Consider the following 11,935-nt stretch of genomic DNA (forward strand, 5'->3'; position numbering starts at 1 on the left):
AGAGGAAGCTGATATCTTATTGTGCTTTTACGAATTCAGCCGATTTTATGCCGGCTTGGCGGCCGAAGATGATGATCTCTGCAACGGAGTTGCCGCCGATACGGTTTTGACCGTGCAAGCCGCCTGTAAGCTCGCCTGCTGCGAACAAGCCAGGAATAGGTTGGCCGTCTTTATTCAACACTTCTGTGTTCGTATTGATTTTCACGCCACCCATGGTGTAGTGAATTCCAGGGGCGATTTTGATTGCATAGTATGGCGCGCCGGACAAGTCGTTGTCCATCGCAGTTGTTCTGCCGAATTCGGCATCCTTTTTATTCTTCACTGCGCTGTTCCATGTATCCAGCGTCGCTGTTAGCTGATCTGCCGGAACACCAATTTCTTTGGCTAAAGCCTCGATCGAATCGCCCTGAATGACAAAGCCCATTTTTTCATACTGCTCAATCGCTTTAGCGCGGGATTTTACGCCAGAATCAAATACAAGATAAGCTGATTTTTCAGGCAGCTTATTGATTGCAGCCGTGACATTGTCACGAGTGTCCAGCTCGTTGGTGAAACGTTTGCCCTCACTAGAAACAAGGATCGCTCCTTCACCGCGGACCGCTTCCCCGATGAGATAGGATTTGTCCTGCTGTACCGTAGGGTGAACCTGGATTTGATCCATATCTACCGTTACACCGCCGAGTTTTTCAATCATCTTAATGCCGTCACCGGTGCTGCCTTCTTGGTTTGTTGTCACAAGACCTTTCAGATCGGAGCGAACCTCGCCAATCATATCCATGTTAGCGCCATAACCGCCGGTTGTCACAACGACAGCATCCGCTGCAATCGTTTTCTCATCCTTCTTGTCGAAGAGGACCTTAACACCGTTTACTTTGCCATCCTTCTCCGTAATTTCCGTCACATTAGCATTTACAAAAAGAGGAATTTCTTTCTCGTGAATATTTTTCACCAAGCCGTTGACAAGATATTGACCTACCGCTGAGCCGTCTTCAGGACGGTGTGTGCGCTTTTCGTTCATACCGCCTGTAATTGTGATATTGTTCAAACGAATCCCGATCGAATCGAGCCAATCAATCGCACTTGCGGAATTATCAACGAAGAAACGAAGCATCTCTTTGTCGTTCGTGTCATGACCGCCTTTTAAAGTCTCTTCGTAAAATAGATCATTGTTGTCCTCAATGCCTTGCTCTTTTTGGAACTTGGTTTGGGAAGCATTCATCCCGGAGGATGATTTCATCGTATTGCCGCCGGCAATCGGCATTTTTTCGAAAATAACCGGGTTCATGCCTTTTTCTTTTGCCTCAAGTGCAGCAGACATTCCGGCACCGCCTGCACCGACAATGATGATATCATAGTTATCTTTTAATTGATCGATGGGTGTATAGTTGGTTGCAGAAGCTCCCGAAACGGCTTCCGTTTCTTTCGACTCCGCCGGTTTTTCATTGCCCTGACTCTGGTTTTGATTCTGGTTCCCGCTGCCGCATCCCGCGATCACGAGCATGAAAGTGAGAACGAGAATTAACGTTGCTGCTACTTTCTTTTTCATGTTAACCACCCCGTTTTTCTACGATGTTATTTAGATGAACATAAAGAGCCCAACGAAAAAGAAGAGCTTTTTTAGGTTCACTTTATTTTAATATACTATCGCCTCCATTTCTAGTGATTTATTTCACAATTTTTCGTCTGTGATCTTGCATCGGGTTTCTAAAATACAATTTCCAGCTCTTATGAGAGATCCTTCCGGAAAAGGATACGCCTGGCATATATCGAATATGGACGGAAGAAATGCTATTGTATGTATAGGGAAAAAGGAGAGAGGAGGAATCGCGATGATTACTTCATTGGGCCAATTTGAAATTACATCCGGTAAAGTGGTTGTATCCGATCCTTGCTATGAACGGAATGAAAATACGCTGATTATGGGTGTGCTGGACAATGTAAGCAACGGAACGTGGGCCGCTCAGGTACATAAAACCGAGGTTCGGGATTGGGGCGAAGCTTGCGCCAAGCTCATTGCTTGCCACATATCGGCTGCTGATAAGCAAGATGAACTCGAATGGGTGAAGTGCCATTTTATTGTCGGGGTGGATAGCGGTCAAGCGGGGATCTTTGACGTCGGCAAGTATCGAATTCCGGACACCGAAGCTCAAGGGACAGATTCCGATACGGATAGCGACTGGTATTTATCCTGCTGCGACATTACGGAAAGCGATGAGGATGCCGGTGTCATGGACGGGGGCGTCGTCTCGCATTCCGGCTTTGGAGATGGAGGCTATGCGGCGTATGCTGCCACAAATACTCAGAACCAAGTTATAGGAGTCAAGATTATTTTCATTAAAGATGCAGAGCTATAAGAGAAGAAATGGCGGCAAAGTCTTAGACGGGAGTGCCGTCCAATGCTTGCTGTGGATGTTTAAGTTAACTGTCAAAGCCCAAGCATAATGATGTCGTGAAGGGGGGCTTTTTTGTGCACTCAAGAATATGGCCAGCTTTGCTAGGTTCTATTAAAATTGGACTTCGGGAAATTGATTTAAGCAGGTGACTGGGCAGATGCCTAGGCAGGGAAAGATAACTACAGTACGGACATCCTGCTTTACAAAATTGCGCAACTTGGTTCATAGGGTGGATGTTCTGACAAGTGTTGCATATTATATAATCCCTTTGTGCGACGTTTGAATAGAAAATCCGAACCCATCGGAGAAGCTGAGGTAGTGTCATATGAGCTGTATGAGAAAATTTCTTTTTTGCATGTTAGCTATAGCTTTAAGTTCAGGAATCTGTCTCCCCAATGTGAGTGCTTCCCCCATCCGAGTCACCGTGGACGGGCATGATGTGGCTTTCCCGGATGAACCTCCGTATGTTGATAGAAAATCGAACCGTACGATGGTTCCAGCCAAATTGGTCTCCGAAAAGCTCGGAGCAAAAGTAAAGTGGAACGGGGCATTAAATCAAATCGCTTTTACGCATAAAAATGACACCATCACTTTGGGGATTGGCGACAATCATGCGCAGGTGAACGGAAAGACGGTAACCTTCGGTGGGGGAGCGATGGTCAAAAACGGCCGCACGATGGTTCCGCTTCGCTTCATCAGCGAAGTCTTTCATGCTGATGTAGATTGGAAGCCGGAGCGCAATCAGGTCATCATCACCACTTCTGTACATAACGTTCCTAAAGGCACGTGGATGTGGGATAGCAAACTCATCGAAAGGGACCCGGACAAACTAATCAACTTTGCAAGCGATAATCATGTGACATCCGTGTATCTTCAAATTGATGTCGATATCGCTCCGACAATATATGAAGACTTTATTCGAAGCGCCAAAGAGAAGCATATAAACGTGGAAGCACTCGCGGGCCGTCCCGATTGGGCCTACAAGTCGAAGCAGGATCAAATCAAAAAGTTTATTGCATGGGTCAAAAACTACAATGCATCTGTAGGAACGGAAGCGAGGTTTGACGGTCTGCACTTTGATATTGAACCTTATCTTTTAGCCGAATGGAAGACAGACAATAAGGCGGTTCTTGAAAGCTGGATGGACAATTTGAGGTTGATCGAGAAGGAAACCAAAGATAGCGACATGAAAATTACGTTAGATGTTCCTTATTGGCTGAATACCGTAAAGGTTCCGGGCACGGAATACAGCTTCAGCGCATGGTTATTGGAGAAGTTCGATTGTCTTGTGATTATGGATTACCGCAATTTTGCATTAGGCAAGAATGGGATTGTGGAAAATGCGAATGCGATGATGAGAGAAGCATCGACTCTTAACAAAGAAGTGATCGTTGCCGTGGAGACCGCTAAAAATTTGGAGAGTGATCGGACATCGTTTTATTCCAAGAGGATAGAAGCCATGGAAAAGGAGCTGCAAGCAGCTCATCAAAAACTGTCTCGATATTCAAGTTATGCGGGCTTTGCGATTCATGACTTCAAAAGCTGGGAAGCGATGAAATAAGCAAATTCTGAATCAGATCGCGAGTAAAGGGACAAACATCTCCGTAAGTCTTAAATTCCCCACCCTGATTAGCCGTCATTTTCGCATGAGCTACTTACAATAAAAAGTCCCGATGAACACTTGCTTCACCGGGACTGACTTTGCGGTTCACGACTAACTTTACTGCCGCTTCATTCAGAATAAGCATGATTCCATAGATTTATTCATTATTCAAATTGATTTTAAATACGTCCCCTCCATTACCACCAAAAACGATCATCCCGCCTTCAGGCAGTACTGCCGAATGATTGTGGCTTGCCTTCGAAAAGTTCACAACCTTTCCCTTCGCGTCATAAACGGCAAATCCCCCGCTTACCGGAGCCTCAACGGTCATGACTCGATTGGCTGATTTTTCATTAATCGTATACCATACAGCCTGACCATTGGATGGTATGTTGCAAAATGAATCATTCCCTTCATAAATGGGTTGAATCGCATCTTCACTGATATAGGATTGTCCATCGATCACTAAATGCTCTGCAAGGTTCTCGTTATAGAAATTCAAATCAAAAACATCTCTTCCGTTTATAATAGGGATATTAGTTACATTTGCGGCTTTATTCTTATCAACAATTTTAGTGCCGGATGCGTATCCATGGTTGATATCGACGGATATATTTTTAGCCAGAAGCGCTTTGATCAGATACTTGACTGAAGTTATTTTTTCATCCAATGCGTAGTAATTTTTTCCGTCTCTATGTTCCCATACTGTTTTAGTTGATTGATTTAGAGGATTGGAATCTAGCTTTTGATATTCATACATCACCATAACCGTTTGACCTAATCCCGGAAAATTGATATAAGTGTTAAGTTTTAAATAGGTTTTTCCATTCTTCGGTTGGTCAAAGCTTATGGCTACATTGCCATCGTTGTTTTTAAATTGTCCATTGCCCGTATATACATATTTTTGAGGCGGTATCAATCCGCTTACTAGAGCGGGTAAATCAATCTCTCCGTTCTTTACCTCCAGATTTACCGTTTTACCTACGGTACCGTATAATCCAGAGTAAGCAAGCAAATCCGATGGCATGTCGACTTTCAATGGTGGTTCAAATGTTTTTTCAGGCAGGAGCTCTTTAATGATGCCTTTGGTTCTTGCATATTCTAATAAAACATTAGATGCAAGAATACTATTGTAGATAGAACTCCCTCCAGATGAAAGCACAGCGATAGAAATATCATGTTCGGGTAGGGTAGTCAAATTCGCGTGATACAGTTGCGTATCTCCACCTTTGGATAATGCGGTTATTCCGTAATCACTAAACGGTGCTAAACGGACGGCATCCCAACCAAGACCATAATTAATGGTGTTTGTCTCTTCAGAAACCCACACTCCCTTTCTATACTCATGACTTTGCATCGCTTTTGCTGACTTCTCAGATAAAATATCCGTTCGATTCCCGATTAATACATCAGCGAACTTAACTACTTCTTCGGCAGTGGAGTAGATGCCCCCTGTCCCAATGAGATTGACATTCTCAACGGGTAAAGCCTGATCTATCGCAGGAAAATAAGTTTTTGCGAGCTTGTCTCTATCAAATGAATCACGTGGTGTTTTAGTAGAGATTAAGTGAAGAGGCTTGCTAATAGAGGTTTCAAGGAATTCACTGTAACTTAACCCGCTTACTCGTTCGATCAAGATTTCAAGCAGCTGAAAACCATCGTTACAATATACCGCTAATTCGCCTGGGTTTGACTTTAAGACTTCTGATTGTAATTTGACCAATAATTCATCATGGTTTTTCGTATCATTGTCATTAAACAAAAAGCCATTCTCATAGTGAGAACCGTAAAGTCCTGAAGAATGATTCATTAACATGCGCGGCGTAATCTTTTTGTATCGTTCATCTGCCATTTTAAAGTCCTTGATATACGTGATTAGTGGTTTATCAATATCAATTTTTTTAGAATCAGCTAACATCATCGTTGCAGCAGATACATACATTTTACTTACCGAGCCTATTCCCAACATCGTGTCTTTGGTTATCGGATCCTTGGTAGCTTTATCGTATACACCAGCGCTATCGGATAAAACAATGGATCCATGATCCATAATCGCATACTGCAATCCACTTACACCATAATCGGACACGATCTTCGAAGCCAGCCCCTGTGCCTTTTCTTTTACAGTATCATTATTCAATTGAGCAAAAGCAGGGGTGGCCGGTATTGCAATAAGCATAGCGGTCATTAATATAGAAACCATCTTCTTCATTATTAATTCCTCCTCCGTAATTCTTTCCAGATTTTACTTGCTGAATTCATCATACAAGGAAGAAGGCTGTTATATTAAAAAGCACCCTGAAACGAAAAAAACAATCCCTAAACAACATGTTGTCTAAGGATTGTTCGTTTAAAATGGCAGCAGGACCATATTATTAAATACTTTATGTTTCGTTTCAAAGGTCATATGACCACCGTATTTGTCGCAGATTCTAGCTATATTTGTTAATCCAATACCATGAAAATCCGGGTTTGGTTTTTGGCTGCATAAGTGTGCAACTTCATTCTCCATATGATTCAAGATGTGAATGAGAAGGGTAGACTCGGTAGAATGTATTTTTATAAGAATGTACCTATCTTCTGCGATTTTTACATTTTTAGAAGCTTCTATTGCGTTATCTAGCATATTTCCAATGACAACACATAAGTCATAACGGTCAATATGGACTTCTTGTGAACATAAGTTAAGCTTTGTATCTATTCTTATGCCATTGGCTTGTCCAATATTAAGCGTATTTGTGACAAGGGCATCTATAACCAGATTCCCCGTATTAACCCGTTGATAGGCTCCTTCGACTTTATTTAATGTAGTCTTAATATGTTCCATTGCTGCTGCTAACTCATTTCGCTTAATACACTCTTCAATATACAAAAACTGTTGATTCGTATCATGAATGATTCTTTTAATGGATTTGAAGCTGTGAACGACTTTTTCGTAATTCGCATCCTGATAGTCCATCTGATGTTGCAGCTGAGCATTCTCATGCATGAATTGAAATTTATCAACGATATTATCAAAAATATAGACAATCATAACGTTTAAGAAAAGAAATCCAATGATGGAAATGAAAGAATAAACGTTCTTATAAGTTAGAATATTCAGCTGGTATATACTTACGATAGGAATAACCAAAAATAATGCATAGTAACGATAATGCAAAGAGAAACTTCTACGTTTTACAAGTAGTCGTATGATCTGAATGATAGCAAACATGATCATGCAACTGAGTAAAATAGCTTTCGTGTAGGCTATTTGATCTTGTTCATTTACAGGGTCAAAGCTAAAGTCAACTGAATCTAGGGTATAAAAAAGATAAAGGGATATAAAATTAGTTAGAGACATTAAAACACCGTAAAGTATAGTAAAAATGAACTTGGTTTTAAATTCTACTGTATAAGATTGCGCAAAACTAAATATCACAAGCAAGGGTAAAATCGAAGATAGAATAGGAGCGACGGGAACAACTAGATATAGGTAATCAAGCACCCCAAAGATAATGAAGTAAATGAATCGGTTTTGTTTTTTAGCTGATTTATCAAAAACCGAGTTGAAGAAAAAATTAACTTGAACACCCATCAGAAGTACAATGCTTAAGACAATAGGCACATTATTTTGAATCATATCAATCGACCCTCATAATCATAAATTTGGTGTAAACATCTTTAACCTCTTTAATTTTAGAACGGCCTATGGGTAATTCCATACCATTGGACATTAGAACAACTCCGCTAGCAAACTTCCTCACATGAAGCAGGTTAATAATAATGGAACGATGGATTTGCAAGAAGTTACAGTCTTTTAGGGCCAAAGCATAATCTGAAATGGTGCCTTTGCTTTCATAGATTTGGTTAGAGGTAATAAAATGTAGTTTGCTTTTTATGGTTAAGCTTTTGGCAGCTTCAATACTAATGAGGTCATCATATTTTAAAACGACTTCTTCGTAGGCTGATTTAATGACCATAAACTTTTTATCAAGTGCTCGAAAGTATTGGCATAGCTTGATGATTTTCTCCTCCAAGATCGAGGGGGCAATGGGTTTTATCAAATACTGGAATGTCATGACGTCAAAACTTTCCACCATATATTTAGGGTAGCTTGTCAGAAAAATAATTTGTTCATCCAGGTTATTTAACCCTCTTATTTTTCGGGCTGTTTGAATTCCGTTCATTCCACCCATTTCAATATCCAAAATCAAAATATGGAATGGAGTTTCATGACGCTCATAATAGGATACCAACTGCTCTCCCGAACCGAATAATTCGATTTCAAACTCTATATTTGTCTTTATCGACAAAGTAAGCAGAATGCTTTTAACAAGCTCTCTTTGTTTTCCCTCATCATCGCAAATAGCCACTCTGTACATAAATGATACACCCCTCATTTCAGTAAAATACTGGAGCTGTATGTAAACATCATACAATCATTTGTCTTTTTATAAACAACTTTTGGATGAAATGAATATTCAAATCCCTCAAATGCATTTCAACTGCAAGCCTCTCTCAGAGATAGGTTGTGTCGGGTTAGGCTTTTGATTTTAGTACCTAGCTTTGATATAGTAAGCTAGTTAATGGATAAAACCAACCAAGGACGGGGAACTCTACATACAAACAATCATGGAGTGATTATATGAGTAAAGCTAAGAGTAAAGGTGGAACAGGTAGAGGAACGGACAAAAAGGGTTGGAATAGATGGCAAGCTAGTGCAAAGAGAGCAAAAAACAAACCAAAACCTTATACAAGCAAAGGTACTAAAAAAGTGGATGGCGCAAAGACGGATGGCGCAAAGAGCACCAGCAATAAAAAAGGATAAAGGTGTGAAATCCGGGATTTGAAAGGAGATGGGATCGTTTGGATAATCAAGAAGTGATAAGCGAATTACCTTCAAATTATGAGGAATTAAAAAAATCTGTGAATCGCACGTCTAATTGGAGAGAACGTTTGGATGCTGTTGAAGAGTTAGGTCAGTGGAAAAACAAACAAACAATCAATCTACTAAGGCATAGAATGATTAGCGATGATGTGTATCAAGTTCAAGAGGCTGCTTTTCGTAAGCTCAAGGAATTTGGCGAAGATGTCCAATTGCCATCAAGGAAAAAAGGCGACTTGATTAAAGGAGTTACTAAAATCTTGTTGAGAATTAAGAAGAGTTTGCCAGAAGGTCATACGTATGAAGAGTTCAAAGAGAAGTTAAAAAAGATGAGAATTGATGTGTATGATACGTACGAAGGCGACAAGGGCGCTGACTTCGATAAATGGCTTGAAAATACGTGGGCATCGTTATCATACGCCTGAGTACGCAACAGTGATGAACACCTCCAAGAAATCGTGATGGGCAGCGATGAAATAAGCAACTTCGCCGTAGCAGAAAAACACCTCTTCATTTTGCCGTGTGAATGAGCCAAGCCATCACCGCCTTACAGAAGAGGTGTTCTCTGCATGAGTTACGATGCTAAGCGTTCTTATCTCCGAAATATTCTTGATACTGGCTTGGCGTGACGTGGGCGTACTTTTTGAAGATGCTAATAAAGTACTTGTAGTCGCTAAATCCGATATCCTGCGCAATCGTATATACTTTGTTATCGCCAGATTTCAGTAAATCCATCGACTTGTGGATACGATAGCGGTTGAGAAACTCATTGAACGTATAGCTTGTCTCTGCCTTGAATTTCTGATTCAAGTAATAGGCGCTTAAGTCAAGCTGATCCACAAGGTCATGGATGCTGATTTTTTTCGCATAATTCTCCTGTACATAGGCGATCATTTGGGACACATATTTCGATGTCTTCGTTTCTTTCTCTAAAAATTTGCTGTTCAGAATCTCTTCTTTTTCTTGCGGATGATTGGAGATGATTTCATATTTGCGTATGAGATCGACTTTTGCTTTGGCAGATTCCAGTGCTGCAATCAATTGCTCATCCTCTAATGGCTTCACCAGAAACTCCGTCACGCCTAACTGTAATGCTTGCTTGGCGAGATGAAATTCATTATAGCCCGAGATGATAATGCTGCTAAAGGTATGCTTCTGCAGTCCCTCTCGAATCATGGAGATGCCATCCATAATCGGCATGTTGATATCCGTAATGACAATATCCGGCTCAAGCTCGCAGATTTTTTCATAGCCATCCTGTCCGTTAAGCCCTTCTTCAATCACGATACAATCGTATTTCAGCCAATCAATGCTGAATCGTATTCCCCTGCGGATCATATCTTCGTCTTCAACAAGCAGAACTTTAAACATCATTTCCACTCCCTTCGTAAGGAATTGTCAGTGTCACACAGGTGCCTTTTCCTTGCGTGCTGTCGATGTGGATGCCGGATTCCTCGCCATAGAGAAGTATTAAACGGCGATGGACGTTATATAGCCCGATATGCTGTGTCGTGTTATTTTGGCTTTGCAAGATTTGGTTTACCTTCTGCAACGTTTCCTCATCCATGCCTTGCCCGTTGTCGCACACCTCCAGCATCAGCTTCCCGGCAGAAGGGTAGATCCGGATTTCAATAAGCACATTGCTTTGGTTCTGATAGCCGTACTTGATAGCGTTTTCAATTATTGGCTGTAGCAAAAGCTTTGGAACATACACATCCTGGGTTTCCTCCGCTACTGAAATGCGGTACTCCAGCCGTTCATTGAACCGAATGTGCTGCAGCTTCAAATAATCCCGCACATAATTCATGTCATCCTTCAGCTGGACGCTGCGATCATTCCCGATACTGTATCGAAGCAGTCTCGATAGAATCATGACGATGTCCTGCGCTTGATTCGCGTCAATCTTAATCGCATAGCGCAAGGTTTCCAGCACGTTGAATATAAAATGCGGATGGAACTGCGATTGCAGCTGCTTCACTTCGATAATCGTACGGAGCTCGGACAGCTCTTTATTTTTCGCCATCAATTCCTTTAACCGATCAAGCATCGCATTATACTCATCGCCGAGAATCTCGAACTCGTCATTCGTCTGGATGTCGACATAGCCATTGAAATTCCCTTGGCGCAGCTGTGCCAAAGCAAGAATTAATTTATCGATCGATTCGGAATTGCGGGCAGACATTTTGTTCGACAGGAAATGAATGATGACCCATAACAGCACGCTGGCAGCAAGGACAAAGATAGACACCGTATAGTAGGTGTATTGCTCGGACTTGTAGGAGTTGAGCGTGATCACTTCAATGGGTGTGCCCGGTATGCGCTTGGAATACATGTAGTACGTGCCATCGTTCAACAAAACATGTCCTTGATCGTCGAGCTTGGGGCTGAATTTGTTCAGCACGCCCTTGGTGACATTGCTGGTCGTGGCAATGATCGTGTTATGTTCGTCGGTGATCATCGCAATTTCATTGTTTTGTTCAAAAATAAGCTTCTGCATGTCGGATTCATACAGTTGATAGACGATATAGCCTATCGTTTGCTTGTCCTTGACAATCGCTTTGCCGAACGTATAGCTCGTATCGCGATCATGCGAGTAACGGAAGCTGTTCATTTCGGTCAGTGTGTCGTTCGGTCTCTGCTTAATCCGGTTAATGAGATTGCTGAAGGCAAAGTTGGAATACAGCGCATCCGGCGAGTCGGAGCTAGCCCGGAAGATGCCATTCGTATCGACGATATGGAAGATACTCTTGACCTTCTGATGACTGTTGAATTCATAGAATTCGGAGTACACATGTTCACTGCCCAAATGCGTAGTCATATAGTTCATCACAGCAGGCGAGACGGCCATCCGATTGATTTCTTCGTTGTATTGTCGAAATACCTCTGCCATGGACTGGCTGATGGACTGGGCCGCCTCCGTTGTTTTTTGAGTCAAGTTCATTCTTCCGTTAATGATGGTGAAGATGAAAAATAATACGATTAAAATGGAAAATGGAATCACCGTATAGAGTCGAAATAAGTGACGGGTTGATTCCTTGAAGTTACGAATCTTTTTCTGTTCCATGTCGCCCT

The 11,935-nt window shown here is 41.7% G+C and carries 10 protein-coding genes; 4 read left to right on the forward strand and 6 right to left on the reverse strand.

Features of this window, described 5'->3' with window-relative positions:
- Window positions 1-16: 16 nt before the first annotated feature.
- Window positions 17-1,546, reverse strand: coding sequence for a flavocytochrome c (locus JSQ80_RS14825; RefSeq protein WP_206095816.1), 1,530 nt, complete (start codon window positions 1,544-1,546; stop codon window positions 17-19).
- Window positions 1,547-1,829: 283 nt separating this feature from the next.
- Between JSQ80_RS14825 and JSQ80_RS14830 the strand changes: the two genes are divergently transcribed.
- A complete protein-coding gene (locus JSQ80_RS14830; RefSeq protein ID WP_206095817.1) occupies window positions 1,830-2,354 on the forward strand; it encodes a DUF4241 domain-containing protein in 525 nt (174 codons plus the stop codon).
- A 436-nt stretch (window positions 2,355-2,790) separates the two neighbouring features.
- Window positions 2,791-3,954, forward strand: a complete 1,164-nt coding sequence (locus JSQ80_RS14835; RefSeq protein WP_336245738.1) for a copper amine oxidase N-terminal domain-containing protein — start codon at window positions 2,791-2,793, stop codon at window positions 3,952-3,954.
- A gap of 199 nt (window positions 3,955-4,153) precedes the next feature.
- On the opposite strand, the gene JSQ80_RS14840 is transcribed toward JSQ80_RS14835, so the two are convergent.
- The 3 genes from JSQ80_RS14840 to JSQ80_RS14850 all read right to left on the reverse strand — a co-directional run bounded on the left by JSQ80_RS14840 (window position 4,154) and on the right by JSQ80_RS14850 (window position 8,360).
- Window positions 4,154-6,208: a serine hydrolase domain-containing protein gene (locus JSQ80_RS14840; RefSeq protein ID WP_206095818.1), complete on the reverse strand. Its 2,055-nt coding sequence runs from the start codon at window positions 6,206-6,208 to the stop codon at window positions 4,154-4,156.
- A gap of 138 nt (window positions 6,209-6,346) precedes the next feature.
- Entirely contained in the window at window positions 6,347-7,618 is a 1,272-nt protein-coding gene (locus JSQ80_RS14845; protein WP_206095819.1) for a sensor histidine kinase, read from the reverse strand.
- Window position 7,619: 1 nt separating this feature from the next.
- The gene (locus tag JSQ80_RS14850; RefSeq protein WP_206095820.1) at window positions 7,620-8,360 is read right to left on the reverse strand and encodes a LytR/AlgR family response regulator transcription factor; all 741 of its coding nucleotides are present in this window, start codon (window positions 8,358-8,360) and stop codon (window positions 7,620-7,622) included.
- Between the two features lie 263 nt (window positions 8,361-8,623).
- On the opposite strand from JSQ80_RS14850, the gene JSQ80_RS14855 reads away from it, so the two are divergent.
- Together JSQ80_RS14855 and JSQ80_RS14860 are read left to right on the forward strand one after the other, a co-directional pair.
- Window positions 8,624-8,806 carry a DUF3934 domain-containing protein gene (locus JSQ80_RS14855; RefSeq protein WP_206095821.1) on the forward strand — a complete coding sequence of 61 codons (183 nt, stop codon included), beginning with the start codon at window positions 8,624-8,626 and terminating at the stop codon, window positions 8,804-8,806.
- Between the two features lie 38 nt (window positions 8,807-8,844).
- Complete coding sequence (locus tag JSQ80_RS14860; RefSeq protein ID WP_206095822.1) at window positions 8,845-9,288, forward strand: HEAT repeat domain-containing protein; 444 nt, start codon at window positions 8,845-8,847, stop codon at window positions 9,286-9,288.
- A 157-nt stretch (window positions 9,289-9,445) separates the two neighbouring features.
- Here the strand turns inward: JSQ80_RS14860 and JSQ80_RS14865 are convergent, their stop codons facing one another.
- Entirely contained in the window at window positions 9,446-10,234 is a 789-nt protein-coding gene (locus JSQ80_RS14865) for a response regulator transcription factor (protein ID WP_206097611.1), read from the reverse strand.
- Window positions 10,227-11,927, reverse strand: coding sequence for a sensor histidine kinase (locus JSQ80_RS14870; protein ID WP_206095823.1), 1,701 nt, complete (start codon window positions 11,925-11,927; stop codon window positions 10,227-10,229). Before JSQ80_RS14870 ends, JSQ80_RS14865 begins: the two co-directional genes overlap by 8 nt.
- Window positions 11,928-11,935: the final 8 nt, after the last annotated feature.

Origin of the sequence: Paenibacillus apiarius, from assembly GCF_017052585.1 — a bacterium.
Lineage (GTDB): Bacteria > Bacillota > Bacilli > Paenibacillales > Paenibacillaceae > Paenibacillus_B > Paenibacillus_B apiarius.